The organism is Planococcus beigongshangi (assembly GCF_016820495.1).
Lineage (GTDB): Bacteria > Bacillota > Bacilli > Bacillales_A > Planococcaceae > Planococcus > Planococcus beigongshangi.
Genome location: NZ_JADHDU010000006.1, coordinates 25,522 through 51,356, shown reverse-complemented (window position 1 = coordinate 51,356; position 25,835 = coordinate 25,522). Strand labels below are relative to the sequence as shown.

Below are 25,835 nucleotides of genomic sequence, written 5' to 3'. Positions count from 1 at the left end.
AAATTCTTTTGTATGTTCATACAACCCCAGCTCTTTGTCATTTTCAAACCGAGTCATCGCGGCCTTCCTGCTACTGAATTTCATTTCTTCCCTTAATCAATTTAATTAAGACAATAGCTAATACAGTAATCAGCAGTATATCTGTTAAGACGATGATAGAAGTATTCGTCGTGGCGCTACCAACTGCTGGTACGTCCTGCAAAGTAATTTCTTCTTCGCCAGCAAAATATTCAGCAGCAAGATCTGTGTTATGGGTAGTTGGCGAACACAGAGGATGATACCACTTCTCCCCATCTTTTTTCAGAAAGAACAGATACGTTCCGTTCTCTTGAATTTCCCCCCATGTAATATCTTCGAAAACAGTGACAGTTTTTTTGTTTACGCCTTTAAAACTTTTAGAGACTTCAATCGCCAATTTTTTATTTGTGTTATTGCTTTCAATTCCCACTACTGTGCCTATCAGCACAGCATCATATTCATCGTATTCTACATCCATCGACGAAGGTTCCGAACATGATAAAGCAGAACTTTGATTCGGGACCATGAATAAAGAGGTGAAAAACACAAGAATCATTAATCTTTTCATCAAAAGATTCCCCTTCTCTTTATCTATTTGTCGTATTGGTATCCTGAAAGTTACAGAAGGGCCTTTATTCAGGCTGTGACATGCTTATTCATCCGGTACATGCTCATGATGAATAAGATGACCATCAGAATGGCCACTACTGCAAGAAAGCTGAAGTCATCAAAAACTTCGAACAGAAGCAGGAAAAAAGCGGACAGTCCGAACAATATGCTGAAACAGATTTTGACAAGATACAAGCTAAAACGGAATCCGATCAAGGCGGCAGCTCCCGTTACGAAGACCATCAGCCACAGCATGACTTCACTCGTCACAAATTCAAATGTAATCAGCATATTCAGCAGCACGAATACAAGTGATGCTGTTAAGGCGTCCCGGTGTTTTTGCAGATACACGATCAACAGCAAGCCCATGACCAGGCTGCCGATAAAGATGGGAATATCCTGTACAAAAAAGATGGAGTTAAGCGAAATCAAATAGAATACCGTTACACATATAAGTCCGATGCCATTATGGCCGGTACGGTTCCAACCCCATAAAAACAGGGCAAAAATCCCCACCGTTAAAATACCAAGAACTTTATCACCGTCGTACCACACCCCTGAAATGTAAACCAATATCCCTGCTATTACGAGGGTTGCAGCGTAAAGAAGAATTCGTTTCATATTGCCCGCTCCTTTTCATGCGAAACTATCTACCTAGATAATACTCCTTTATTTCTGAGTTGTCGGCTATTTCCTTCATTTATCTGCATAATTTGTTCAGAAAAGAATTCCATCCATATTAAAAACCCGCACCCCTTTTTCCCGGATGCGGGTTCTAAAATCATGTTCCTTTATTTTCCTTGTCATCTTCATTATCGACGTCAGCCATCCCGCGCAACGGCTGTTCCGGAAGGTTGATTTCTTCTTTATATTCCTGAGTCTCCTGTCTCAACTCCAGATCCCGCTGATTCGTCTGCAATTCATCTTTGTTCTTATCTCGTGCCAATCGAATCCCTCCTCTTTCGTGTTAACCCTCCTATTCCCGATAAGAAAAGAGTGAAACGGGGGATAAAGTTCCATTTAATATATCTCCTCCAATTCCAAATGTTCAAATCCTTGCCATTAAAAATTGATATTGAATTTATATTCGGACGCTACGATAGATGTGAACTATTTTAATAGAGAAAGAGGAGTGACACAAATGCATAAATTTCTAACCCCGATCACCGATTGGGTATCCACGAAACGTGGTATGTGGATCACCATCATCACATGGTTCGTCGTGATGATCGCCCTCAGCATGGGCCCGAGACTGAACGATTATAAAGTGGCAAACTTCCAGTCGCTGCCCGATGATGCACAGTCGATCATCGCAGACCAGAAGCTGAAGGAATACTTCCCGAATGACCAGGGAACTCCAGGCATACTCGTCTTCCATAATAGTGAAGGCGAAGTTGCCAATGACACTGTCGAAGAAATACTGACAGCCATCAATGCTGAAAACATTGATGGCATCGATTCGATCATCGATATCAGCCAGCTCCCTCCGCAAGCGCTGGAAGGTTTCTATTCTGATGATAATTCGACCATGATTGTGCCAATGACGCTTGAAGCCGGCCTTGGCGGCGCGGATTTCTCTGCTATCAATGATCGTGCCAGTGAAATCGGATCTGCTATTGCTGCGGAATCAGGCAATCTTGAATTCTACGTTACTGGCCCAGCCGGCATTGCCGGCGACACTGTAAAACTTTTTGAAGAAGCGGATTTCGTTCTGTTGATTGCGACGGTCCTGATCATCCTGATTCTGCTGATCGTCATCTATCGTTCACCGCTGCTTGCATTCATCCCGCTGCTGGCAACGATCATCGTCTATCAGGTTGTCAACCAGACGCTTGCATTCATGGGATCTGCCGGACTCGAACTGACGAGCCAGACCACATCGATCATGAGTATCCTGCTGTTTGCAGCAGTTATCGATTATTCCTTGTTCGTGTTCTCCCGCTACCGCGAGGAACTGAACCATTATGAAAGCAAATATGAAGCGATGAAATACGCCATGCGCGCTACCGGCGAACCTGTATTCTTTGCAGGTGGTACAGTACTCGCTGCGATGCTGATCCTGTTTTTTGCGGACTTCCGTGATTACGCCAACTTCGCACCGATTTTCGGCACGGCTGTCTTCATCATCATGCTTGCTTCCGTTACACTGATCCCAGCTTTATTCACATTATTCGGCCGTAAAGCATTCTGGCCTAAAGTGCCGAAATACGGAGAAGCCAAAGAATTAAAACATGGCATTTGGGGACCAGTTGCAAAATTCGTCGTCAGCAAGCCCGTCTTTTCCGGCGGAATTATCGCCATTTTCCTGATTGTTTCAGCACTGAATATCTTTAACCTTGAATTTGAATTCGATACGGTGAAATCTTTCCCGGAAGATATGCCTTCCCGTGTCGGTTATGAAATTGTTGAACAGAATTTCGACAAAGGGGAAATTGCCCCTTCTACACTGCTTGTAGTCGGCGACCAGCCGATTGACGAAGAAGCGGCAGCCGCACTTGCTGAAGAACTGACAGCATACGATGAAATCGCATCGGCCCGTCTGTCAGGACAAACAGATGACGGCGAAGCGGTGAAATTCAATATCGCCCTTTCGATGAATCCCTATTCGACGGAAGCCATCGATTTTGTAGAAACACTGCGTTCCGACAGCGACCAATTGCTTGCCGCTGCCTCGATTGAAGGCGAAACCCATTTTGGCGGCATCACACCGAAATTGACGGATGAGCGGGATGTAAACAATTCCGATATCATCAAAATTGTCGTTCTCGAAACCTTGCTCATCCTGGTCCTGTTATTTGCATTGACCCGTTCATGGAAAATGCCGTTCTATATGATGGGAACGATTTTATTGTCATATCTGTCCGCGCTCGGCCTGGGGATTTTCCTCGTGGATGTGCTGTTCGGCTTTGACGCAATCAGCACCCGCGTGCCAGTGTACGCATTCATCTTCCTTGTAGCGCTCGGCATCGATTACAATATAATTCTGGTGTCACGTTTTATCGAAGAACGCAAAACACGCAAAGTCAAAGAGTCATTGGAAACCGCCCTTACGAATACGGGCGGCGTCATTTCTTCCGCTGGTATCATCCTTGCTGCAACATTTGCCGCATTGACGACCATGCCGATCGCCGATTTATTCGTCTTCGGCTTCATGGTTTCGATCGGGATCCTGATCGATACATTCCTTGTCCGCGGCATGCTGCTGCCGGCCCTGATACTGTTTTTTGAAAAAGATAAGTAAACCCTGCATACTGTAATTACCGGAAAGCCGCATCATGTGGCTTCCGCCATTCAGGGAGGAATCAGTATGAAAATACTCGTAGTGGACGATGATTTATATATTCAGCAACTGGTCGCCATCCATCTTGGCAATGAAGGCTATACAGTTTTCAGGGCGACAGACGCTGAACAGGCACTTTTGCTGCTGGAAGACCAGCTTGTCGACCTGGCCATCGTCGATGTCATGATGCCGGGTATGGACGGCTTCGATTTGACGCGCATCCTGACCCGGGATCTGAAAATCCCTGTCATCCTGCTGACTGCCAAAGATCAGCTGGAAGATAAGGAAAAAGGCTTCCTGTCCGGTACGGAGGATTATGTCGTCAAACCATTTGAACCAAAGGAATTGCTGTTCCGAGTTGCGGTCGTCCTACGCCGGTCCGAACGTTCCGTGCAGGAAAATCTGGAAGCCGGCAACGTGAAGATCAACCGCACAAATTTTGAAGTGTCCATCGGCAATGAAACCGTCATCCTGCCGCTGAAGGAATTCGAGATCCTGTCGCTGCTGGTATCTCGGGTAAATCTGGCCACTCCCCGCGGTCTCCTGATGGAATACGTTTGGGGAGAAGACCATGATGTCAGCGAGATGACCCTGAACACCCACATCAACCGGATCCGTGACCGCCTGAAACGCTACGGAGCGACGATTGAACTCCAGACGATGCGCGGCATCGGCTATAAGCTCGAGGCACCGAAATGAAAACTTTATACCGGCAATTCACCGTTGCTACGCTATTCATCCTGGCCATCAGCATTCTGATCGGTTTCAGCATCGCCAATATCTTCTATATAAACGTTACAAAACAGGAGACGATCGAGCAGAATATCGGAATTGCCAAAGAAATCGTCTCCACCGTCCAAAACGTCCCTTATTCAGAAGAAGGCTTTGAAGGCTATCTGCAGGCAGTTGCAAAACTTGGCTACCAGATCGCCCTTGTCGACAGCGATGGTGACATGAAGTTCTTCGGTGAAACGTTTGACGATACTTCGTTACCGCCGGAAGCTGAGCGTGTCCTGACCCGAAACGAAACTTTCACAGGCATCAAAAATTTTTCAAGCCAGATTTTCATGCTTGGCCATTTCACAAACGAATTGCATAATACAGTGGGTGTGCCGTTTGAACGGGAAGGCGAACGCTACGGTTTGTTCATCCGCCCCGATACGAAGCTTGTGGGAACCGATATCCACACCGTATTGATCGGTTTTGTCGCAGCGATCGCCCTTGTCAGCATCATCGGCATGATCTGGATGGCGCGGCAATTGACACGGCCAATCGTGCAATTGACTGAAGCGACCAAACACATCGCACGTGAAAATTACAGCTACCCGCTGGACATCCGGCGCAACGATGAAATCGGCCAGCTGTCGGAAAGTTTCAATTTGATGCAGACGCAGCTGAAGCATAATGATCTGGCGCGCAAATCATTCATCAGCAACGTGTCGCATGATTTCCAGTCACCGCTGATGAACATCCAGGGTTATGCCGAACTATTGAAGTCACCTGAGCTTTCAGAGTCGGACCGACTGGCCTATACTTCAATCATCGATCAGGAAGCGAAACGGCTGTCGAGCCTGACGCGGCAGCTGCTGCTGTTGACGTCTCTCGACCAGGGGGCCTATCCGATGAAAGTGAAGCAATTCCAGCTTGATGAGCAATTGCGCAGTGTCGTCCGAAAATATCGCTGGCGGCTTGAAGAACAGGATATCCAATTGTCCTATCAGCTTGCCCCCACTTTATTCCGCGGCGATCCGGAACTGCTCGATAACGTCTGGGATAATTTACTGACCAATGCCATCAAATACAATAAAACCGGCGGCAGTATAGAAATTCGGCTCGAGTCCGATGATACGAACGCTGTCATCACTTTCAAAGACAGCGGCGTCGGCATTCAGGAAGATGCTGTTCCCCAGCTTTTCGACCGCTTCTACCGGGGCGATGCCGCACGGAAAAAAGATGGAACCGGGCTGGGCCTGTCCATTGTCGAACAGATTGTAACGCTGCATCATGGTACGATTGAAGTTAAAAGTAAAGTCGGGGAAGGCAGTGAGTTTATCCTCGCCTTGCCGTATCCCGATGTGAAACAAACATAATTTGGAGGTTTAAGTATATGGAAAAAACTTGGGGCTTACGCCTGATTCAGTTCTCTGCCATCTTCGGCTTCATCGGCACATATCTTGGTTCGCATATGGCGGGCCAGATGGATTATTCACTCCGTCCGATCCACGCACACATTTTGCTGGTCGGCTGGCTGTCCGTATTCGCATGGGGCATTTTCTACACTAACTTTAAGATTAAATATAAGAAACTCGTTACGATCCAGAGCGTCCTCGGCATGATCGGTGCAATCGGCCTGACCGGCGGCATGTGGTTATACAATTTGAATCCGTTCAACTGGAACGAAACATTCGTGATGATCCTCTTCATCGTCGGCGGATCGCTTCTGCTGCTGGCATTCCTGCTGTTTGCAGTGATTACGTTCATGACGGAAAAGAAATAATGAAAAAAACCCCTTCTGCTGCAGGAAGGGGTTTTTCTTGCTGCTGATAAAGGATTTCTCCCTTCTGTGTGGAATTCTATTAATTATTCCAGTTAAGAAAAGAGGGAAACCCGTGGATATCCTGAATTTCACTGAAGAAATGATTGTTGACGCCGCAAAACTTCTTGCCATGCGCCACCAGGAAGAAAGAAATTCTTTTCCCGAACTGCCTGACCGCTTTGAAGAGGCCGGCCATGCTGAAAAAGCGGTCCGGGGTTTATTGACGAAAGGCGATTATATAGGGATCGCTGCTGTCCGGAATGGCAAACTGGTCGGTTTTATGATCGCCAACACGCTCAATGAACCGCAGCGCGGACGCCATGCCTGGATCGACTATGCCGGTTATGCCATTGCAGCCGACGAGACTCCCGAACTGATCCGCCAGTTATACAGCCATTTAGGTGAAAGATTGATCCGGCTTGGCTATTTCAGCCATTTTGTGATGACGCCCTGCGGCAATGAAAAATGGGTCGAAGCCTGGTTCCGCCTATGCTTTGCCCATGAACAGGTACATGCACTGCTGAGTCTGGAACATGTGGCACCGCCTCCTCCTCTGGATTCTTCCATCCGGCTAGCGACGAAAGCCGATGAAGCTGCAGTGCGTGCGATGTCGAATAAAATCGCTTCACAAGTCGCGGCGGCACCTGTGTGGGGTGCGACACTGCCTGAAATGCTGCCGGATATGAACGACGGCTATGCTGAATTGCTTGATGAAGAAGATGTCAGGTTTTGGGCGGCATTCGGTGACGATGGCTCAATCATCAGCTGTCTCGCGACCTGGCCGGATCCCGAAAGCGAAACGGATATGAAGATTCCAGCAAACTGCAGCACTGTCAGCTGTGTCGCCACCCAGGAAGCCGCCCGCGGCAAAGGTCTTTCCAGCCGGCTCCTGGCAATTGCCCTGTATGAAGCCAAACAATCCGGTTTCAAGTTTTTCGAAACGGATTGGCGGATGGCAAACCTGCCGATTTCAAACTTTCTTCCGAGCCGCGGCTTTAACCCATACGCCTACAGGCTTCACCGCCAGATTGATGAACGCGTGCTGTGGGCGGATGGGATAAATTCGACCCATTAGAAGAGGCTGTCCTGTACAGCTTCTTTTTTTATGGAAAACTTAAGAATTCTTCATTTTTTCATACCGAATTTCTTCATGTTTGCGCATTATACTGAGGCCAATAAGCTTTTAAAGCGACTGGAGGAATTTTGATGAAATCCATTTTACAGGCTTCAAAAATATCAAAAACATACGGCATGAAAGGGGCTGCCACTTATACGGCCATACAGGACCTTTCTTTTTCAATGAACGAAGGTGAATTCATCGGTATCATGGGTCCATCCGGTTCCGGCAAAACGACCTTATTGAACATGGTGGCTACTTTGGATCCAATGACAAGCGGTGAAATTTCGATTGACGGGGTTTCAATTTCTTCCATGAATGAAGATCAGCTGTCGGACTTCCGCTCCGAAAAACTCGGGTTCATCTTTCAGGATTTTAACCTGCTTGAAAATATGACTGTATTTGAAAACATCTCCCTGCCGCTGTCGCTACAAAATACGAAACTGGAAAAAATTCAGGCAAGTGTAAGCCAGGTTTCCCGTCTCCTCGGAATCAGCGACCTTACTGAAAAATATCCGGCGGAACTGTCCGGCGGACAAAAGCAGCGGACGGCTATTGCCCGGGCACTGATTCACCAGCCGGCGCTGCTGCTGGCTGACGAACCGACTGGCGCGCTCGATTCCCGGAATGCCGCAACACTGCTTGAAACGCTGGCGGATCTGAATGAAGATCGGAAAGTTTCCATCATGATGGTGACGCACGATCCGCGGAGCGCCAGCTATTGCAGCCGGCTGCTGTTCATCAAAGACGGCAAGCTCGACCGGGAACTCCGCTCACGCGGCAGCCGTGAGGAGTTTCACCAGGAAATTCTAACAGTTCTCGGCGACCTGGATCGCCGTCCTGTGGCAGGTGTCCGCGCATGATCACAAAACTTGCCTTAAACGGGCTGAAAAGGAAACAGCGCGATTACATCATTCTTTTTACGGGATTGATCATTTCCATTGCCGTCTTTTATATGTTCCTGACGATGTCGCTGAACAAGGAATTCATCACCCAAAATTCCGTCATCAATAATATCCAGTCGGTTTTTCTCGTAGGTACAGTAATGCTTTCAGTCATTACTTTCTTCTATTTGTTCTATACCAATTCGTTTCTGCTGTCTCTCAGGAAAAAAGAATTCGGCCTCTATGAATTGATCGGCGCGAAAAAATTCCAGATCAGGCGTGTATTCCAGATTGAGACGATGGCGATTACGGCCATTTCACTTGTCATTGGCCTCACACTCGGTATCCTTTTATCCCTTCTTGTCTCCTGGCTGCTGATGAACGGTCTGAATGTCGAATTCACTCAATTCAAGATCATCTACCTGCCCGCAGTTTTTTGGACAATGATTTATTTTCTGCTAGTCTCTTTCATTACATCGTCGGTCCATAATATGCGTCTCGCCAAATCATCCATCATCGACTTATTGCGTTCTGAAGTGCAGAACGATATCGTGCCGGAAAAACCGAAAAGTGCTGTGCTGCAGATTTTTCTCGGTGTTTTATTGCTTGGGATCGGCTATTTCGCACTGTACTTCATGGAACAGCTTCGGTTTATCGGACTATTCACCGCACCGGTCGCGACGACGCTCGGAACTTATCTGCTGTTCGTTGCGCTGCTGCCGGTCATCGTCCGGAAATGGAAACGAAATAAAACAGTGAATTTCAAAGGGATCAACTCATTCACTTCCGGACAGCTCAGCTTCCGCCTGTCCAATCTGAAATGGGTGCTTGCCACCATCGCGATGCTCATTGCATTATCTGCGGGTGCCATCGCTGGAGGATTCGCTTTCAAAAATAACGCCTTCACTTCGATTGATGAATACTGGCAATATGATACGACGCTTTATAATCCCGGTGCTGCAGAAACTGAATTATTGAATTCCATACCGCTTGAAGAACAGCTTACTTTCCGTTTCAAACTGGATGATGAAACGATGTATTTCGTCCGGGAAGAACTTGTTGCAACGCCGCCGCTCGTCAAAGACTGGGTAACTTATGACGTCATGCGTCCCGGTTCTTTGCCTGAGAATCTGGAAATTGAAGATGGTTACCAGATTGTGCCGGACACCTGGATGAGCGCGCTTGAAACAGTCAATCCCGCTCTGTTCGGTACAAGAAATTCCCATATCGTTCCGCTCATTGAATATGAACGTGCGGGCGGAGAAGAAATTTCAGTCATGCTCGCAAGAACAAACGACTTTGCTGCTCATATGGAAAAATGGCAGGAGCTCGCCCGGCTGCAGGAATCCACGTACACGGCCCTGTTCGCTGGATTCGATCCTGAAACCGATTCTGTCGCCACCAAGTACGCCCAGTTCGAAACGCAATATGCGATTGCCAGCGGAACTTTTTTCATGGGCTTCTTTCTCGGACTCGCATTTCTGACGATGATGGCCAGCATCCTGATGTTCAAAATTCTATCGGGCGCAAATAATGACATCCGCCGTTACGACAGCCTGCGAAAACTCGGCGTGCGCCGCCGGCTTCTGGAAAATTCCATCCATCGGGAAATTCTGATCGTCTTTCTCTTCCCTGGCGTTTTAGGGCTGCTGCATGTGCTGGTCGGCATGCGGATGTTTTCCTTCATCATGGACGACCCGTATTATCGTTTGTGGGTCTCCCTCCTGATTTTCCTGGCAATCTATGGCGGTTATTATTTCTTTACGGTTCATTTGTACCGGAAGATCGTGCTGCCACGCCAATAAAATCAATGATGCCTGTTCGGAGTCTGTGCTCTGGGCAGGTTTTTCTTATTGTCAAATAAATTAAAATATTTTATTTCAATACCTTGCACTGAACAGTACTGGATGATATATTATTCATTAACCACTACTGTTTATAAAATACTAGTGAGAAAAGGAGGCAGTTCCGGTGAATATTCAATTTAAAAAAGGCGTCCTGAATTTATGTGTGCTGGTACTTTTGGATAAACAGGACCGGTACGGCTATGAGCTGGTCCAGAAAATATCAGACCGCATCGCCATTTCGGAAGGTGCAGTCTATCCGCTGCTTCGCCGCCTGACGAAGGAAGGCTATTTCTCCACTTACCTGCAGGAGTCGACGGAAGGCCCACCGCGTAAATACTATTCGCTGACGGATGCCGGCAGAACGTATCTCCACGAACAGCTGGATGAATGGAAGAGTTTTACGGACGGAGTCAATAAATTAATCGAAGAGGGTGTAGAAAATGACTGAAAATCAATTCATACAGGAACTGGAAACGGCTTTGAATTCCCTTCCAGCTGAAGAACGCACAGATATTCTGCAGGACATCCGCGAGTATTTCGCAAATGGCCGAGCTGATGGCAAGTCGGACAGCGAGATTGCTGCTGAGCTTGGAGAACCGGCAGCGATCGCCAAAGAACTTGTCGATAGTTTTGATTTCAATAAGACAGCGGCACCTTCCCTGGACATCGACATGACGAAAGACAAATTCGATAAAGTGGATATCGAAATTGAGAATGGAATGCTGGTGATCTTCCCTTCGGAAGATGGAAAAATGCATGTGGATATAACGGATAAGAATTACAAACAGCAGCTGGCTGTTGATATTGTAAATCGCACACTTGTCATCTCTTTGAAGGAAGAAAGTACATTATGGGGAATCTTCCGCATCACACGCAGCACCAATACGCCGACACTGAATGTCCGGCTGCCGGACAGACTGTATGAAAGAATACAGATCAGCTCTGAAAATGGGAGCATCACTGGCGAACGCCTTTTCGCCACTCTGCTTGAATTGGAAGCTGAAAATGGACGCATCGATATTTCCGGGATTGGCGCCGGGCGTTTCACGGTGAATTCGGAAAATGGGGATATCCGCCTCAAGTCGGTCCAGGCCAAAAACATCGAAGCTGAAACGGAAAACGGCGAGCTGGTGATGCACGAAATCCAGTGCGGGAATATTGAAGCCAATTCAGCCAACGGAGCTATCACACTGACCGAAATTGATGGGGATGTCCAGGCACGCACGGATAATGGCCGCATCCATCTGCTCACCGGCAATCTCGATCGGGTCATCGAACTGGAAACGGATAACGGCGCCATTTTGCTCGAGACCCGTGCCTACCCTGAAAATGCCACCATTCAGGCAGACGTTGACTGGGGTTCAATTTCCGTCTTCGGATCCAAAAACAGAAAAACCGTCTTCGGCAGCGGTCACCACCCGATCGACCTGCAATCTGATAACGGCAGCATTACAGTCCAACTGATCGACTGAATTGATGGATGGAAAAAGGCTTCGCGGATGCGAAGCCTTCCTTTTTAGGGATTGGAGTTTTTCGCCACCGCGAAAAACGTCCGCTGTTGCGGTTGATGTCCGGTGGGGCGAATATCTTGGATTGTGCGAATGATATCATGTGCAAAAATTTAGTATAAACGGCAAATTATCGGCACTGCGCACATAAAACCTGTTTTCCGCACATAAATCTCTGTCACCGCACATAAATCCATTTCTGCGCACACAATATCCGCTCAGCGCACATAAAGTCCCCTCACCGCACACAACAGCGAAAAAAATTAAAAACCCGCCCTCAATCCAGCTCTTTTACCATGATCCAGTCGATTTGTTCATCATCCCCCATGAAAAAGGAATGTTCGGCCGTTTTGACGAAGCCTTTTTTCTGATAGAACGAGATGGCGTTATCATTATGCTCCCAAACGCCGAGCCAGAGTTTCTTTTTCCCAAGCCCGGCAGCCAATTCCAGCGCCCGCTCCATCAGATGTTTCCCCAATCCATGTTTCTGGAAGGCGCGGCTTATATAAATACGCTCGATTTCAAACGCATCTTCACCCATATCTTCTGTCTGCGCGTCATTTTCATTCACTTTCAGATAACCCGCCACTTGCCCGTCCGCCGTTACGAAAAAGAAACGCGAAAAAGGATTGGCCAATTCTTTTTCCATTTGCGGAATACTGAACGCCTTGTCCAGATAAGCCTTAATATGCTCCTGCGTATTATGTTCTTCGAACGTTTCTGTAAATGTAATTACACTGATCTTCTGCAGCTCCTTCACATCTTCGATCAAACACTTCTTAATTTTAATATCCATCGATTCCACTCCTTCCGCCCACAAGCCCGATAATCCATTATTATTTCACCCAATATGTAGAACCCTCGTTGTTGCGGTCCATGAATCCGTATTCGATCAAATGTCTTCGAAGTGAAACGAAATCTGCGTTTATTTCTTTCAAAATCGCATTCACTTCTTTTTCATTGTATGAATGACCTTTTTCAAATTTTGTCACGATATGCTGCAAAACGATGAGCTTCTTCTTTTCCTTGCTCGGGATCGTTTCAATCGGTCCATCGAGGCCATCCTTGAAATAAGCTTTCAATACTTTTTCCCGTACTTCCTGTTCAATGCCATAGCGTTCGTCCACTTGCCTCGCTCCTTTATGCACCATATATTTATCTTTTTCTTTCAATAATTCCATCAGGGCAATAAACAATTTCGCCTGCCTCTCTTTTTCGCGAAGTTTGAACCGGTGCTGGCGGACAGTTGAAACGCTGTTCACACTGCTGGCTGCCACTGTTTCTGAATCGGATTTTCCCTCAAAAAAATGACTCATCATCTCTGCCTGCACATTTGACAGGCCAGTCAATTTTTTATCCAGTTCCATAATCGCCTGAAATGGAGAACCATGTGCCTCCTGAATATGCCGCTCTATCATCTTCCGCGCAGTTATAAAACGGTTTCCTGTATTGAAAATTTCTTCTTTATCAAATGATTCAGCGCAAAACAGGCATTGATAATAGGCGTGTATGTCCCGATGGCCTTTAACTAATTCTTCAATCGTCGCATCTTCAATTTCCACCTTATCATCTCCATTTGAATATTTGTAAACAATTATAACTTTTGTTTACAAATAATTAAACAGTTTTTAAAAATAGTTTATTATCATACTTAACGTTTCTCCCATGCATTTACTTTAATCAGAAACCCCCCAAGAGCATCAATCGCGCTCTCGGGGGTTTAACTTTCCATCTTTATTAACGTGACATCGAAGCACGCATGCGCGGGAAGTTGGCGATTGTGCCACCGTCTACGCGGAGGTCAATGCCTGTGATATAAGACGCGGCATCGCTCAGCAGGAATTCCATAGCCGATGCGATTTCAGACGGCTCTCCTTCACGGCGGAGCGGCGTGTGGTCCAGCATGACTTTCATCTGTTGCTGCTGGGAAGCTTCCTGACGGCCCATTGGCGTATTGATCGTGCCAGGGGACAATGAGTTCAGGCGAGCACCTTTTTCGCCCCATGCCCAAGCCTGATCTTCAACGATCAGGATGACGCCAAGTTTTGACATGCTGTAAGCTGCGCCTGAATCCCCTTGCGTGAATTGCTCCATTGTTTCCACTGCGTTTTCAGCAAGCGGCTGAGTCAATGCTTCCATGAATGGCCCTTGGCGCGGCACCATATAAGCGCTCATCGATGATACCATGACGGCCGCAGTTCTTTCATTTGCCAGCGGCAGGAATGCATCCAGGATCAGTCCTGTTCCCACCAGGTTGACGGCCGTGATGCGCTTGGAATCGGCCATTGTCGGTGACAGTCCTGCAGTGTGCACAAGCCCTCTCAACGTACCAAGTTCTGCCGATTTTTCAGCAAGTTTTGCCACATCTTCTTTAGATGTGATATCGACTGTCTGGTAATGGACATCTGTGATGCCTTTCGCAGCCAGTTCCTCTTTTGTTTGGGCAAGGCGCTCCTCTGAAATATCCGCCAGCAGAACCGTGCCTTTATGGCCGACCAATTCAGCCGTCGCTTTGCCCATTCCGCCAAATCCGCCTGTAATTACATAAACATCTTTTGTCATATGTTATTCCTCCTGTCATTCTTTATAATTAAGGATAACAGTGTTCAAGAAAATTTCACGAGACATTTTTGTCCGAAATGTCCATGGAGGCGTCATAAATGAAAACAACGAAAGAAACAATAATGGGAGCTTTCTTGCAGCTGCTGGCCGACCGTCAGTTCGATGACTTGTCTGTGAAGGATATTGTGCAAAAAGCGGCAGTGTCCCGCTCTACATTCTATCTGCATTTTACGGATAAATATCAATTGGTAGATGAATTGCGTACAACGCTGAACGGCCAATTCCTCGGCCTTTATTCGGAAGCGGCCGAAGCAAGCCCAGTGACAGAGCAGATATGCAGGCATATCCTCAGCTACTGGTCTTTTTACAGATGGGAGTTTTCTGATGCACACACGATCCATCTTTTGTCCAATCAGCTGGCAGATCGCCTGCACGAGGTTTTCAACGATACGGATTACGCCATTTTTGCCAGTTATGGAACCATTGGCTATTTGAGCGCCTGGGTCACCGGAGGATTCCAGGCGGGTCCTGTCGAAGCAGCAGAGAAGCTGTCGAAAATCGCCTATACCGATTGGACAGAAAAGCTGGTGCAGCCCCTTGATCTGCTGGATCAATAAAACCGGAAAACTGCTTCAGCTCTCACCCGACAACTCCGAATAGCGGATTTCCGTCAATTCATCGGATGTGATATTTGAAAATATGCCGTTTCCTCGCCACTTGTAGAGATGGCGTGACGAATTGGATATATAGTAGACTTTACCGTCGGGGTGGATGAATTTTTTCAGGAACAATAAATAATCCCCCGCCTTCATCGGTTTCATCCCGCGGTCCGATGAATAGTCAGCAGCCCCTATATCTTTCATGCCAATCACCTGATTGACAACAATTTCAGAACCCTTACTGAATCCATGACCGGTAAGGTCTTTGAAAACCTCTCCGATCACCACGTCATAAAATGCCTGTCTCGTGATTTTATCCCCTTCACCAACTTCACGGATATCATAATACAGCGGCACATGTGCACGCACCACCAAATCCGCTTCCGCCCTTATATTCTCAAGCGAGTCGTAGGACTTGGCATGCGTCCATCCGGCTTCCTCCGATTCAGCTTTTCCGAAACATGCATAACCCAGCACACCCAATCCGGCCAGCGCAAAGATGAGCAGCGATCCCATCAACCTTCTTCTCATAGCCCCAACTCCAATGTGTCATTTGAATCTATGGCATCTGCCTGGTAAACCGGCAGAAAACGTCATAATTTGCCTTCATACTCCTGATACTAGCCACCTGTCCCCTTGATATCAACCACTCCCTGATTTTCCCAACATCAAAACTTCCATTTCATTACTTTAGAACCCATATCCTTCACAAACTCTACACATTTAACTAATTAAAAGATATAATTGTCATATTCACATCAAAAACAGAAAAACCATTTCCTGTTTCGCCCGTAAAACCCCCATAATTTTCCCAACCCGTATCATCCAATTAACACTGGACAAAAAAACAGCATCCCCTTTCCAGGGATGCTGTTCAAAATCTTCTTTTATTCGCTTAAATTTAAGGCTGGATCAATTCCAGCTCTACAGGAATCGCTGCTTCCACAGTTTCCCCTTCAAGGAATTGAATGGCTGTTTCCACTCCCGTTTCACCGATCAGTTCCGGTTTTTGGGCAACTGTGCCTGCCAGGCGGCCGTCTTCAACCGCTTTAACCGCATCTTCCGTTGCATCAAATCCGACGACTTGAATGTCTTTTCCTGAAGCTTCGATAGCTTCAAGGGCACCCAATGCCATTTCATCGTTATGTGCGAATACAGCTTTGATGTCCGGATTCGATTGAAGGATATTCTCCATGACCGTCAATCCTTCTCCGCGGTCAAAATTAGCGGTTTGCTGTGCCACGACATCCAGGCTTTCCTGGGCGATGACATTAAAACCTTCTCCGCGTTCACGGGTTGCAGAAGCTCCGGGAACCCCTTGAAGTTCAGCCACTTGCGTTCCTTCCCCGACTAATGACAGCAAGTATTCGCCAGCCATTTCCCCGCCGGCCGCGTTATCTGAAGCGATATGGCTTTTTTGTAGCCGAAAAGTACCTGAGCCACTTCTGTGCGTCCTGCACCCATCAGGCCGGCAATGGAAAGGACTTCGCCTTCCCGCAATTCGAACGAAACATTCTCGAAACAGCCTTTTCTCGTCAAGCCCTTGACCGCGAGTTTCACTTCACCGATTTCAGCATGCCTTTCCGGGAAGCGCTCACCCAGTTCGCGGCCGACCATCAACTGCACGATTTCTTCAAAGGATGTATCTTTTATATATTTCACACCTGCAAATTCGCCGTCCCGCAGCACCGTGATCCGGTCGCAAAGAGAGAAAATCTCTTCCATCCGGTGGGAGATATAGATGAAGGAAACGCCTTTTTTCTGCAGCTCACGAATCGTCTTGAAAAGCGTCTCGATCTCACGGTCTGTCAACGCGGCAGTCGGTTCATCCATAATAATGACTTCCGCCTCGGCTGACAGCGCTTTCGCGATTTCCACGATTTACTGCTTGCCGACCGACAATTCGCTTGCTGGAGATGAAGGATTCACATCAAGACCCAATTCAGCAAGCATCTTTTTCGTTTTGATGTTCATGCTCTTGGTTCTCAGAATGTTCGTTTTGCCGACTGTCTCTTCTTTTCTGAGAAACAGGTTTTCGGCAATCGACAGATGAGGCAGGATATTCAATTCCTGGTGGATTACAGCAATTCCGGCTTTTTCCGCTTCTTTAGGAGAAGAGAAATCCACCTCTTTTCCTTTGACGGCGATCTTTCCGGCATCGCGTTTATGTATTCCGGTCAACACTTTCATCATCGTAGACTTACCTGCCCCGTTTTCTCCCATCAATGCATGGATTTCACCTTTTTCAAGGGAAAAGGAAACGTTTTTCAATACCTGGTTGCAACTGAAAGCTTTCGAAATGCCTGTCATTTCAATCATCGGTTCACACCTGCCTTTTTTAGAAAATCACACCTGAACGCAGCACGATATTCGCGTAGGGGCTTGCTTCCCCGGTCCGGATGATCAGTTTTGCGTCCTTGCTCAATTGCTTCAACTCTTCGTGTGTCATATAGGAAACCGTTACCCGGTCTTTTATCTTCGTTTCAATTACTGGATTTGCCTGTTCTATTTCTTTGGCAATAAACGCGGCTTCCTGCTGGAAGTCCGCCAAGACCGCGTCCAGAATATCGATGAATGACGGTTTGCCCAATTCGTAGGATAAATCGATGCAGCGTACACCGTTGGGTACCGGCAATCCGCAGTCCGCGATCACCAGGTGATCCGTATGGCCGAATTCAGCCAGTGATGCAGCGATGTCGCGGTTGATCATTCCATGCTTCTTCACTCTGCAGCACCGCGCATTCTCCGGAGGACTTCTTCTCTGCCCGGCATTCCGCCTTGAGCTCCCATTTTTTCGACAGACAATGAAGCTGCTGCATTTGCGAAACGGACTGCCTCTTCAAAAGGCATCTGTTCCGACAGTGCCACGCCAAACGCGCCGTTAAAGGTATCACCGGCGCCTGTCGTATCGACTGCTGACGTTTCGTATCCCTCGACTGTCACATGCCGCCCACCGTCGAAATAACGCGCGCCGTTCTTACCCAATGTCACGATCAGGCGGTTCGGAAATTGCTCTAAAGCGTCTTCCCATTGCTCGCCGAAAATTTCTTCCGCTTCTGATTCGTTCGGTGTCAGGTAAGTCCAATAAGGTTCCATTTCCTTGCAGTAACCTGCTGACGGCGCCGGATTCAAAATAGTCGGCGTACCGATGCGCTTACAAATCTCCAATGTCCGCTGCACCACCGGAAGCGGAATTTCCAATTGAAGGATCACCAGATCGCTCGCTTTGAAGAGGGATTCCAGATCGTCCATCCCTTCTTCCTCCAGAAGATGATTCGCCCCCGGCACCACGATGATGCGGTTGTCACCTTCAGAAAGCAGGATGTTGGCGATTCCGCTCATGCCATCCAATTGCTTAACGTGTTCAATCTGAACCCCTTCATTATCCAATCCTTCGGCCAGCACCTGGCCAAATGCATCGGTCCCTACTGCGCCCACCATCTGCACGCCGCTTCCGAGCCTGGCTGCTGCGACTGCCTGATTGGCTCCTTTGCCTCCCGGAATCGTCGTATATAAATTTCCCATCGCCGTTTCCCCTTGTTTCGGGAACCGGTCCGTGCGAACCACGAGATCCATATTGATGCTGCCTACCACTGTAATCATGTCACCGCTCCTTTTGTCGTTCCCCGAACCACGAGACTCACTGGAATCTCGTTCATATATTCATCAATTGCCTGGCCTTCGATCTGCTTGATCAGCACCCTCGTCGCAATCGCGCCCATTTTGTAAATATCCTGGGCGACAGTCGTCAATGCGGGTGTCATCATTTCACCCATCGAAATACCGTCAAAACCGATTATCTGCAAATCTGCCGGCACGGCCAAACCCAGATTATGGGCTGCTTTCAATGCCCCCGCTGCCTGTACATCACTGCTGGCAAATATGCCGTCGATCTCTTTATTGTCCCGCAAAATCCCTTCCACAATTTTTTCCGATTCTGCAAAATGAAATGGGCAGAATGCCGTCTGATGATTGACGCCATTTTGTTCCATCGCCTCGCTGAACCCTGTGAAACGATCATTGGCTGAACCGAAATCTTTCGGTCCTCTCAGAAACAGCAAGTTCCTGCTGCCTCTTTCGACGAGCGCCTGCGCTCCCAAAAACCCGCCCTGCCTGTTATTCGATACGACAGTCGGGATGTTCTTATTGATGACACGGTCAAGCGCTACAATCGGCAGCTTTAAATTGGCATAATGCGGAGCATCAAGCTGATTCGACGTCACAATAAAACCGGCAATATATTTCTTCTTCAATGTTTCTATGTAACTTTTCTCTTTTTTAGGATCTTCATCGGAATTACACAGCACCACCGTGTAGCCGTAAGTTAAAGCCACATCTTCCACTGCACGGGCAAGCTCAGGGAAAAAGGGGTTCGTAATATCCGGCAGGATCAATCCGATCAGATTTGATTTTTTAGTCGAAAGTGAACGGGCGACTGTATTCAACTCATAATTCAGCTCTTCTACGGCAGCCTTCACTGCAATGGCCGCTTCCTGGCTGACATAGCCATTTCCATTCAAGAATCTTGAAACAGTCGCAACAGAAACACCCGCTTTTTTCGCTACATCCCTGATCGTCGTCAACTGCCTCACCCCTAATCTATATATGTAACCGGTTACACATAATATATATTCCGTTTCTCCCGCTGTCAACCAACAACATTTTCCAATTGGGCTATTTTTTGTCCCACTTCCCTTTACAGCGCGTTTTTCGCTAATTAAAAAAAGCTCCCCGTTTTACCGGAGAGCCTTCTCTTACTGTTGCAGCCGCTCCACAAATTCGTGAAGATGCGCCAATTGATCGATATTGCTGTTACATGTTTCATTGTCCTGGCAAATATAATTTCCGCGTTTGACGAAATTATCCTGGCTTGAACCTTTTGTCTTGGCGGTGAACAGACCCACTTCGCTATGGCGGTTGCAGATGGAGCAGATCCCGTGTTTTGCACTTCGATTGAAGCTGCCGTGGATGCCTTCCAGGCGGCCATCTTTTTCAATGACCAAGTACATGAGCGTTGAACTCTCGATCCAGCCGAGATAGGACAGCTTTTTGAAATCAACCAGGTCAAACTTCGGCCCTTTCAGCTTTTTCGCTTTCGGGAATAATTTCTTCAAGCCCTGGTCCGTGACACTTTTGAACGGCAGCAAATACGCCGACACCTGTTCAAGAAATGTTTCGGCTTCAGCCGCTTCCTTCACTGCAGTCAAAGGTTTCAAAACCGCTTTTTGCTCTTCGGTCAAAGAAGGGAATAATCCAAATACCTTTTCCTGTGCCAGATGGCGCAGCACACTCAGCACTTCCGCGTCGCTGCTGCTTGCCTTGCCATTGACCAGGATTTTTGCCTGGCCCTTGATAAAGTTGAACTGGTGGTTCCGGATAAATGCTTCCGGACGTTCTCCAGCTGTTCCTTGGTTATCACTAGTTTCTTTTACATGTATCATTTTGAAACACTCCTTATTGTTTGATCGGATAATTATAAGGACGCCATGTTCGAATGACACATTTACGGGCGAATCAGTTCTTGCTTGCCCCACGCAAAGGATCGCCATTCTGTATTACAGGCTTTGCATGGGTTTTTCCTGACGCTGACATTCGAATGTTGCTTGTCACCTGATATCACCCCTTTCGAAGGTGCTGTTGACTTCTATCTTAAACTAAACCCCGATTTTTTTGTAGGGTATTGCCTTTTATTTTATAATCCTTTTTCATTCCAGTCTTTCAAGACCGCTTTTTCCTTGTCGGGAGCCATACCCGCTTTCTTCTCTGTTACGCTGCGTGCCGATTCGTATTCGAATGTATCCCGGATGGTTTCTTCCAGCGGACGGAATTTCAGTCCGGCAGCGAGCGCTTTTCGGATATCCACGGTATGGAACCCTTTCATATCCATACTGTCAGGAATCCATAAAGGCATTTCCGTCCAGCCCTGCACTTCATGGCCCAGCAGGAATTCCTCTTCCACCCATACAAATTCCGATTCATCACCGACCGTCTTTTTGCATGCCACAAGGAAATTTTCCATGGTCAATTCAGATTCAGGACCTGTGGCGTTGAATGTGCCAGTTGTTTCGGACTCGACGCATCGGATGATCCAGCCGGCAAGATCCCGGACATCGATAAACTGAATTTCTTTGTCGCGGCGTCCGGGAGCGAGCACCTGTCCGCCTTTTGCAACGCGGTTGACCCAATAGCTGAAACGGTCCGTTACATCATAGGGACCGACGATCAATCCTGGCCGAACAATTAAACTGTGTTCCGGAAAAACCCGTTCCACTTCCCGTTCACACAGGTATTTAAGTTCCCCGTAATTTTCACCTATGGCCTTTGCCGGATCCATCCCTTTCAATTCTTCGATCCGTTCCGCAGTAAGCTGCCCCACCGAATGGTTTTCCTCAACTCCGGGTTTTTCCAACTGATTGTAGACAGAGACACTGGAGATGAACGTATAATGGCCAGCTGCACCCGCCAGCAATTCCAGTGAGTCACTGACAATCCAGGGCAAATAGCCGCTCGTGTCGATGACGGCATCCCAGCTGCGTCCGTTCAGCGCCCCCAGATCCCCATCACGGTCCCCGATCAGCTTTTCCACATCCGGAAACAGCCCCGGATCTGATTTGCCTCTATTGAACAGTGTCACTTCATGGCCATTATCTATCGCGCTTTCCACCAAAAAACGTCCAAGAAAACGGGTGCCCCCAAGTATTAATAGCTTCATCTTTTAGCCTCCCTCTTTTTATGCTTGGTTACTGTATTCTGCAAATGTCACCCGCATCCCTTTTTCGCTATTTCATAAAGGAATCGCTACAACCGCAAAGTAAGTACCTTCCAGTTCCTTATAATCGATGCGCTCAAACATCGCTTTAAAACCCGCTTGCTCCAGCAGCCCTTCCCATTCGGGCATTGAAAACAGACCCGATTCATCATGATCGAATTCCCTGAAAACCTGTCCTTGTCCATCCCGCATAACATAGATATATTCCGCTTCAGTCCTGTTATCATCAGGGTCATTGTCATATGTCCACTCCAGATACCGCATACCCCGCCGGCCTTGATCGATGCCGCCGTGGTTCGTCGTCGTCTGGAATGTTTCCTTGAATTGGTCCGGAACAACCAGGAGTATGCCGTCATCATTCAAGTGCTTTTTCGCGTTGTACATGATTTGAAGCAAGTCGCCTTTGTCAGTAAAATGCATGATGGCATCATGGATAAACACAAGATCGAACTTTTTTTCAAGATCCAGGCTCCTCATGTCTCCTTCGATATGTGCACAATCCGGATTCAATCCTCTGCTGACTTTCAGCATTTCCGGTGACAGGTCCGTCAAGGTCATCGGAAAATGCTGTTTCAGATAATAGGCATTGCTGCCGCCGCCCGATCCGAATTCCACTGCGCTTTTAACATTCGGATGATAACGCCGGATGATTTCCAGGTAGAGCCCCGCTTCTTCTTCATATTCCGTATGGGGAGACATCAACGGCCACCATTCAGCCAGTTCACTGTAAAGTTTCATCGCTCGCTTCTCCGCCTTCCGTTTTATTTGCATGGATCCGGTAATGGCTCGATCACCCGATCCAAATGTGCCAAAACCAATCGTTTCGCTTCCGCTTCTGTTGCTCATCCTGTTCCTAATCGGTCCATTGCCTCTACCCTCGTGTTTTCCCGGGCTTCTCTTCCCCGTAAACATTCCTGGCAGAGCTTAACTTTTGACGCTTCGCTGCCGCCGACGTAAAGTGGAATCAATGAGGACAAGGAGGATTTGCATATGAAAAATATTCCATTGATCGTTACGACCGAATGGCTGGCTGAAAGATTGGATGATCCAAAACTGCGCATTGTCGATGCGACCGTATTCATGAAATTCCCCGATGGCGGCGGACCGCCGAATGTCGAGTCCGGCAGATTTTCCTATGGACAGGGACATATCCCAGGAGCCGTATATGCGGATCTGGTTGGTGAATTAACGGATGCTGCATCCGACCTGCCGTTTACAGTACCGGCACGTGATGCGTTCGTCAAAAAAATGACGGAGCTCGGAATCGGCGATGATACCTATACAGTCATTTACGACCAGAATGCGCTGGTCGATGAACCAGTCGCAGCATCCTACTGGGCATCACGCCTGGCCTGGCAATTACGTTATGAAGGTTTCGAACACATCGCTATTCTTGAAGGCGGGTTACAGAAGTGGCAAGCGGAAGGCCGTGAATTATCGACAGAGTCTCCCGGTTATCCACGCGCAAATTACACAGGACACCGCCGTTCTGAAATGCTGGCAACTAAAGAGGACGTCAGAAAAGCGATGGACGATGAGCAGACGGTTCTCATCAACAGCCTGTCACCTGAAGATTTCCAGGCAGCTCATATTCCCGGCAGCAAAAACATCTTTTTCGGCATGCATGCCGATACGGAAACAAAAGCCCTTTACGATGAAGATAAATTACGCGCTTCTTTTGAAAAAAGCGGCGCACTCGATCCCTCTAAAAAAGTCATCACTTATTGCGGCGGGGGCATTGCCGCCACATGGAATGCATTAATGCTGAACAGGCTCGGCCAACCGAATGTAGCAGTCTATGACGGCTCCATGAACGAATGGACGAGCGATCCGAGCTGCCCGGTCATAAAGGGCGCAGATTGAAAAAATCCCCGCAACCTTATCGTGAAGGTTGCGGGGATTTCTTTGGTTTTGCCGGCTTCTCATCTATATTTCAGCGACTGCAGTTCGTTTTCCAATATAAGAATCTCAGTCCAATGCTCTTCATTGTCCGTTGTCTCAAACCTGGCATAAGCCTTCATCAGCCTTTTTTTCTGCCCGGCAACTTTCCAGGAGTTTCTTTCATCGCCGTCCCTGTACATTATCAAATGCGCCTTAAAATTTTCGCCCGCTTCTGCGAGGGAATAATCTCCGTTCGGCCCGCCCCGGACTTCCGCTGCCTGAGCACTGTCCTGGCCATCATCTTCCCAATCGCACAGCAGGCAGATTTCATGATCATTTCTGAATTCCAAAGTCGGATAACCGCAGCACGGACATTTTACCCTGTTCATCTATGGCTTCTCCCCCTTAGAGCAACTCTTACTTTATCGAGTACTTTCTTGCGACAAAGAACTGGAAATAAATTCTAAATCTGGTTTTCTTGAATGTTAGTCGAATGTCGTTAATTCTAATGCTATTGCATGCAAGAACTCCTCATCAAATTCAATATAGAAGGTTTCGTCGATCATCGTATTCTGCATTCCATCACTTAAAGTCAACAGCTGAACAGAAATCTGATCCAGTCCGCTCCAGGATAATTGGTCATCCGGAATGTTGCTTTCCATTTCTGCAGCATATCGCTTCAACTCTTCGGCTGAAAATTCATTGATGGTTTGATCGATGACTGAGTTGATCAGGTTCAATTGATCCTCCGCGCCAAAACTTTTCTCCTCTGTAGCGTCCATCAATAATACCACAACTTCTTCGCCGCTTAAATTCCGTCTCCCTTTTTCCAATTCGAACGCTACTTGCGATATCGCTCTTACGGTTACATCTTCAGGCAAATCATAAACAATTCCGTCCACCGAATCGACTGCTGCTGAAAAAGTTTCCAAGTCCATGACCGCATAATAATCAACCGGCAAATCAAACAGGTCAGAAACTGCAGCTTTCACACTTTCAGCGCCCTTTGAACCATTCAGGTATGCGTGGGATAATTTTTTATACGCATCCGGGTCATCCTGATTCGGCATTTCCATATGTGCATCCCGCATAATGGATAAAATGTTCATCCTTTTTTGCTTTTTATCGTATGCAAGCAACAGATTGAGCGGCACTCTATCCTCTTCATCTTTAATGGAGAACAGAGCCGTGAAATAACCTTCCTCCTTTTCCTGCGGAGCCGCTTCTCCAACCGGTGCCGTTCCAGTAGTTTCAGTTCCCGTACTGTCGAAGAGTGATGGAAAGAATAGAAACAGGCTTAAGCCGACCATCAGCAATGAAATCGTAAGAGGCGCCAGTTTTCTGGAAACCGAAAACAGTGGATGAGCCGCAGTATGCACTTTCTTTTTCTCTGCTTGGCGGATTTTCCGGAACACTTCTTCCCGGTCTTCCTTCAAAAATGTCAATTCTTCATTGGCAGCATCGGTGAAACTGTATTTTGTTTGATCATCTTTCATGCAGCTCAGCCTCCTCCAGCATAGATTCCAACCGCTGTTTCGCTCTTCTCAACCTTGTCTTTACTGTATTTGCCGAAATCATCAGCACTTCAGCTATTTCTTCCGTTTTCAAGGAATCGTAATAATAGAGATAGACGACTTCCCTATATTTTTTCGGAAGGGAAAATACCGTATCTTTCAATTGCCTGTTATCGTATTGATTGATCATGGTCTTTTCGGCTGACGGCAGGATGGAACTTGTTGTTTCGTTTATAAAGCTCTTGACTTGGACCATTCTGCAGTTCCAGCTTTTCAGGTAATCTTTGCATTCGTTGATTACAATCCGGTATAGCCAGGTCTTCATCTGGGCGTCGTTCCGGAAAGTATCGAGGTTCCTGTAACATTTGATGAACGTGTTCTGTACCAGATCCTTCGCTGTTTCGGCATCATGTACATAGGAATATGCCAGCCTCACCAGCTCATTTCCGTATTCGACCATCACTTTTTCCAATATGTAATCTTTCTCTTCTCTGCCCATTCTGCTGCCCTCCCTTTCCCCCTGCTCTGCTATTAGACGAGTGCCGTTTCATTTCAGGTTCAATTTTTAGAAAAACGAATGTGATGAATCTATGCGAATGAAAAACTTTATGTCTGCCAATTAAAAAACAAGGAATTCAGTTCCGAATTCCT

At 47.3% G+C, this 25,835-nt stretch carries 27 protein-coding genes and 2 pseudogenes; 11 read left to right on the top strand and 18 right to left on the bottom strand.

The annotated features are described in order from the left end of the window. Window positions 1-70: 70 nt before the first annotated feature. The 3 genes from IQ294_RS12940 to IQ294_RS12930 all read right to left on the bottom strand — a co-directional run bounded on the left by IQ294_RS12940 (window position 71) and on the right by IQ294_RS12930 (window position 1,573). A complete protein-coding gene (locus IQ294_RS12940; protein ID WP_203334474.1) occupies window positions 71-586 on the bottom strand; it encodes a hypothetical protein in 516 nt (171 codons plus the stop codon). Between the two features lie 68 nt (window positions 587-654). After that, on the bottom strand, window positions 655-1,248 hold the full coding sequence (locus tag IQ294_RS12935; protein WP_203334473.1) for a hypothetical protein: 594 nt from the start codon (window positions 1,246-1,248) through the stop codon (window positions 655-657). A 160-nt stretch (window positions 1,249-1,408) separates the two neighbouring features. Beyond that, window positions 1,409-1,573 (bottom strand): hypothetical protein, encoded by a 165-nt coding sequence (locus IQ294_RS12930; protein ID WP_203334472.1) that lies wholly within the window; start codon window positions 1,571-1,573, stop codon window positions 1,409-1,411. A gap of 195 nt (window positions 1,574-1,768) precedes the next feature. On the opposite strand from IQ294_RS12930, the gene IQ294_RS12925 reads away from it, so the two are divergent. From IQ294_RS12925 to IQ294_RS12885, 9 genes are all read left to right on the top strand, one after another. Next, window positions 1,769-3,868, top strand: coding sequence for an MMPL family transporter (locus IQ294_RS12925; RefSeq protein ID WP_203334471.1), 2,100 nt, complete (start codon window positions 1,769-1,771; stop codon window positions 3,866-3,868). A 66-nt stretch (window positions 3,869-3,934) separates the two neighbouring features. Further along, window positions 3,935-4,606: a response regulator transcription factor gene (locus tag IQ294_RS12920; RefSeq protein ID WP_203334470.1), complete on the top strand. Its 672-nt coding sequence runs from the start codon at window positions 3,935-3,937 to the stop codon at window positions 4,604-4,606. Beyond that, on the top strand, window positions 4,603-5,997 hold the full coding sequence (locus IQ294_RS12915; protein ID WP_203334469.1) for a sensor histidine kinase: 1,395 nt from the start codon (window positions 4,603-4,605) through the stop codon (window positions 5,995-5,997). The genes IQ294_RS12920 and IQ294_RS12915 overlap by 4 nt, the downstream gene beginning before the upstream one ends. Before the next feature lie 17 nt (window positions 5,998-6,014). Beyond that, the gene (locus tag IQ294_RS12910) at window positions 6,015-6,404 is read left to right on the top strand and encodes a hypothetical protein (RefSeq protein ID WP_203334468.1); all 390 of its coding nucleotides are present in this window, start codon (window positions 6,015-6,017) and stop codon (window positions 6,402-6,404) included. 112 nt (window positions 6,405-6,516) lie between these two features. Continuing rightward, window positions 6,517-7,518 carry a GNAT family N-acetyltransferase gene (locus IQ294_RS12905; protein WP_203334467.1) on the top strand — a complete coding sequence of 334 codons (1,002 nt, stop codon included), beginning with the start codon at window positions 6,517-6,519 and terminating at the stop codon, window positions 7,516-7,518. A gap of 128 nt (window positions 7,519-7,646) precedes the next feature. Then, window positions 7,647-8,423, top strand: coding sequence for an ABC transporter ATP-binding protein (locus tag IQ294_RS12900; RefSeq protein WP_432419960.1), 777 nt, complete (start codon window positions 7,647-7,649; stop codon window positions 8,421-8,423). Beyond that, window positions 8,420-10,249 carry an FtsX-like permease family protein gene (locus IQ294_RS12895; protein ID WP_203334465.1) on the top strand — a complete coding sequence of 610 codons (1,830 nt, stop codon included), beginning with the start codon at window positions 8,420-8,422 and terminating at the stop codon, window positions 10,247-10,249. Before IQ294_RS12900 ends, IQ294_RS12895 begins: the two co-directional genes overlap by 4 nt. Before the next feature lie 166 nt (window positions 10,250-10,415). Then, window positions 10,416-10,739 (top strand): helix-turn-helix transcriptional regulator, encoded by a 324-nt coding sequence (locus tag IQ294_RS12890; RefSeq protein ID WP_203334464.1) that lies wholly within the window; start codon window positions 10,416-10,418, stop codon window positions 10,737-10,739. Next, window positions 10,732-11,763: a DUF4097 family beta strand repeat-containing protein gene (locus IQ294_RS12885; RefSeq protein WP_203334463.1), complete on the top strand. Its 1,032-nt coding sequence runs from the start codon at window positions 10,732-10,734 to the stop codon at window positions 11,761-11,763. The genes IQ294_RS12890 and IQ294_RS12885 overlap by 8 nt, the downstream gene beginning before the upstream one ends. Before the next feature lie 313 nt (window positions 11,764-12,076). Here IQ294_RS12885 and paiA read toward each other — a convergent pair whose 3' ends face one another. The 3 genes from paiA to IQ294_RS12870 all read right to left on the bottom strand — a co-directional run bounded on the left by paiA (window position 12,077) and on the right by IQ294_RS12870 (window position 14,361). Next, window positions 12,077-12,595: a spermidine/spermine N(1)-acetyltransferase gene (paiA, locus tag IQ294_RS12880; protein ID WP_203334462.1), complete on the bottom strand. Its 519-nt coding sequence runs from the start codon at window positions 12,593-12,595 to the stop codon at window positions 12,077-12,079. Window positions 12,596-12,635: 40 nt separating this feature from the next. Further along, window positions 12,636-13,361: a DUF2087 domain-containing protein gene (locus tag IQ294_RS16455; RefSeq protein WP_203334461.1), complete on the bottom strand. Its 726-nt coding sequence runs from the start codon at window positions 13,359-13,361 to the stop codon at window positions 12,636-12,638. Between the two features lie 175 nt (window positions 13,362-13,536). Then, window positions 13,537-14,361, bottom strand: coding sequence for an SDR family oxidoreductase (locus IQ294_RS12870; RefSeq protein ID WP_203334460.1), 825 nt, complete (start codon window positions 14,359-14,361; stop codon window positions 13,537-13,539). 98 nt (window positions 14,362-14,459) lie between these two features. On the opposite strand from IQ294_RS12870, the gene IQ294_RS12865 reads away from it, so the two are divergent. Then, a complete protein-coding gene (locus IQ294_RS12865) occupies window positions 14,460-14,978 on the top strand; it encodes a TetR/AcrR family transcriptional regulator (RefSeq protein WP_203334459.1) in 519 nt (172 codons plus the stop codon). Between the two features lie 15 nt (window positions 14,979-14,993). On the opposite strand, the gene IQ294_RS12860 is transcribed toward IQ294_RS12865, so the two are convergent. From IQ294_RS12860 to IQ294_RS12820, 9 genes and pseudogenes are all read right to left on the bottom strand, one after another. Continuing rightward, complete coding sequence (locus IQ294_RS12860) at window positions 14,994-15,551, bottom strand: hypothetical protein (RefSeq protein ID WP_203334458.1); 558 nt, start codon at window positions 15,549-15,551, stop codon at window positions 14,994-14,996. 370 nt (window positions 15,552-15,921) lie between these two features. Then, window positions 15,922-16,434: pseudogene (locus IQ294_RS12855) on the bottom strand (substrate-binding domain-containing protein); the annotation flags it as partial. Next, window positions 16,416-17,339 (bottom strand): annotated as a pseudogene (locus IQ294_RS12850) (sugar ABC transporter ATP-binding protein); the annotation flags it as partial. The pseudogenes IQ294_RS12850 and IQ294_RS12855, both read right to left, overlap by 19 nt. A 19-nt stretch (window positions 17,340-17,358) precedes the next feature. Then, on the bottom strand, window positions 17,359-17,745 hold the full coding sequence (gene rbsD / locus IQ294_RS12845) for a D-ribose pyranase (protein ID WP_203334456.1): 387 nt from the start codon (window positions 17,743-17,745) through the stop codon (window positions 17,359-17,361). Beyond that, window positions 17,742-18,623 (bottom strand): ribokinase, encoded by an 882-nt coding sequence (gene rbsK, locus IQ294_RS12840; RefSeq protein ID WP_203334455.1) that lies wholly within the window; start codon window positions 18,621-18,623, stop codon window positions 17,742-17,744. Before rbsK ends, rbsD begins: the two co-directional genes overlap by 4 nt. Beyond that, window positions 18,620-19,612 (bottom strand): LacI family DNA-binding transcriptional regulator, encoded by a 993-nt coding sequence (locus IQ294_RS12835; RefSeq protein WP_432419962.1) that lies wholly within the window; start codon window positions 19,610-19,612, stop codon window positions 18,620-18,622. Before IQ294_RS12835 ends, rbsK begins: the two co-directional genes overlap by 4 nt. Before the next feature lie 162 nt (window positions 19,613-19,774). Further along, the gene (locus IQ294_RS12830) at window positions 19,775-20,461 is read right to left on the bottom strand and encodes a FusB/FusC family EF-G-binding protein (protein ID WP_203334453.1); all 687 of its coding nucleotides are present in this window, start codon (window positions 20,459-20,461) and stop codon (window positions 19,775-19,777) included. A gap of 251 nt (window positions 20,462-20,712) precedes the next feature. Then, a complete protein-coding gene (locus IQ294_RS12825; protein ID WP_203334452.1) occupies window positions 20,713-21,732 on the bottom strand; it encodes an SDR family oxidoreductase in 1,020 nt (339 codons plus the stop codon). 72 nt (window positions 21,733-21,804) lie between these two features. Further along, window positions 21,805-22,527: a class I SAM-dependent methyltransferase gene (locus IQ294_RS12820; RefSeq protein WP_203334451.1), complete on the bottom strand. Its 723-nt coding sequence runs from the start codon at window positions 22,525-22,527 to the stop codon at window positions 21,805-21,807. A 252-nt stretch (window positions 22,528-22,779) separates the two neighbouring features. Here IQ294_RS12820 and IQ294_RS12815 point away from each other — a divergent pair, with 252 nt between their 5' ends. Beyond that, on the top strand, window positions 22,780-23,652 hold the full coding sequence (locus IQ294_RS12815) for a sulfurtransferase (RefSeq protein ID WP_203334450.1): 873 nt from the start codon (window positions 22,780-22,782) through the stop codon (window positions 23,650-23,652). 59 nt (window positions 23,653-23,711) lie between these two features. On the opposite strand, the gene IQ294_RS12810 is transcribed toward IQ294_RS12815, so the two are convergent. The 3 genes from IQ294_RS12810 to IQ294_RS12800 all read right to left on the bottom strand — a co-directional run bounded on the left by IQ294_RS12810 (window position 23,712) and on the right by IQ294_RS12800 (window position 25,683). Then, window positions 23,712-24,059: a CPCC family cysteine-rich protein gene (locus tag IQ294_RS12810; RefSeq protein WP_203334449.1), complete on the bottom strand. Its 348-nt coding sequence runs from the start codon at window positions 24,057-24,059 to the stop codon at window positions 23,712-23,714. A gap of 96 nt (window positions 24,060-24,155) precedes the next feature. Beyond that, window positions 24,156-25,166, bottom strand: coding sequence for an LCP family protein (locus IQ294_RS12805; RefSeq protein WP_203334448.1), 1,011 nt, complete (start codon window positions 25,164-25,166; stop codon window positions 24,156-24,158). Beyond that, window positions 25,156-25,683: a sigma-70 family RNA polymerase sigma factor gene (locus IQ294_RS12800; protein WP_203334447.1), complete on the bottom strand. Its 528-nt coding sequence runs from the start codon at window positions 25,681-25,683 to the stop codon at window positions 25,156-25,158. The genes IQ294_RS12805 and IQ294_RS12800 overlap by 11 nt, the downstream gene beginning before the upstream one ends. Window positions 25,684-25,835 lie beyond the last annotated feature (152 nt).

Excerpts from the sequence above, each read along its gene's own strand:
- IQ294_RS12940 (WP_203334474.1), bottom strand. The coding sequence starts at position 586 with ATGAAAAGATTAATGATTCTTGTGTTTTTCACCTCTTTATTCATGGTC.
- IQ294_RS12935 (WP_203334473.1), bottom strand. The coding sequence starts at position 1,248 with ATGAAACGAATTCTTCTTTACGCTGCAACCCTCGTAATAGCAGGGATA.
- IQ294_RS12925 (WP_203334471.1), top strand. The coding sequence starts at position 1,769 with ATGCATAAATTTCTAACCCCGATCACCGATTGGGTATCCACGAAACGT.
- IQ294_RS12920 (WP_203334470.1), top strand. The coding sequence starts at position 3,935 with ATGAAAATACTCGTAGTGGACGATGATTTATATATTCAGCAACTGGTC.
- IQ294_RS12915 (WP_203334469.1), top strand. The coding sequence starts at position 4,603 with ATGAAAACTTTATACCGGCAATTCACCGTTGCTACGCTATTCATCCTG.
- IQ294_RS12910 (WP_203334468.1), top strand. The coding sequence starts at position 6,015 with ATGGAAAAAACTTGGGGCTTACGCCTGATTCAGTTCTCTGCCATCTTC.
- IQ294_RS12895 (WP_203334465.1), top strand. The coding sequence starts at position 8,420 with ATGATCACAAAACTTGCCTTAAACGGGCTGAAAAGGAAACAGCGCGAT.
- IQ294_RS12885 (WP_203334463.1), top strand. The coding sequence starts at position 10,732 with ATGACTGAAAATCAATTCATACAGGAACTGGAAACGGCTTTGAATTCC.
- paiA (WP_203334462.1), bottom strand. The coding sequence starts at position 12,595 with ATGGATATTAAAATTAAGAAGTGTTTGATCGAAGATGTGAAGGAGCTG.
- IQ294_RS12870 (WP_203334460.1), bottom strand. The coding sequence starts at position 14,361 with ATGACAAAAGATGTTTATGTAATTACAGGCGGATTTGGCGGAATGGGC.
- IQ294_RS12865 (WP_203334459.1), top strand. The coding sequence starts at position 14,460 with ATGAAAACAACGAAAGAAACAATAATGGGAGCTTTCTTGCAGCTGCTG.
- IQ294_RS12860 (WP_203334458.1), bottom strand. The coding sequence starts at position 15,551 with ATGAGAAGAAGGTTGATGGGATCGCTGCTCATCTTTGCGCTGGCCGGA.
- rbsK (WP_203334455.1), bottom strand. The coding sequence starts at position 18,623 with ATGATTACAGTGGTAGGCAGCATCAATATGGATCTCGTGGTTCGCACG.
- IQ294_RS12830 (WP_203334453.1), bottom strand. The coding sequence starts at position 20,461 with ATGATACATGTAAAAGAAACTAGTGATAACCAAGGAACAGCTGGAGAA.
- IQ294_RS12825 (WP_203334452.1), bottom strand. The coding sequence starts at position 21,732 with ATGAAGCTATTAATACTTGGGGGCACCCGTTTTCTTGGACGTTTTTTG.
- IQ294_RS12820 (WP_203334451.1), bottom strand. The coding sequence starts at position 22,527 with ATGAAACTTTACAGTGAACTGGCTGAATGGTGGCCGTTGATGTCTCCC.
- IQ294_RS12815 (WP_203334450.1), top strand. The coding sequence starts at position 22,780 with ATGAAAAATATTCCATTGATCGTTACGACCGAATGGCTGGCTGAAAGA.
- IQ294_RS12810 (WP_203334449.1), bottom strand. The coding sequence starts at position 24,059 with ATGAACAGGGTAAAATGTCCGTGCTGCGGTTATCCGACTTTGGAATTC.
- IQ294_RS12805 (WP_203334448.1), bottom strand. The coding sequence starts at position 25,166 with ATGAAAGATGATCAAACAAAATACAGTTTCACCGATGCTGCCAATGAA.
- IQ294_RS12800 (WP_203334447.1), bottom strand. The coding sequence starts at position 25,683 with ATGGGCAGAGAAGAGAAAGATTACATATTGGAAAAAGTGATGGTCGAA.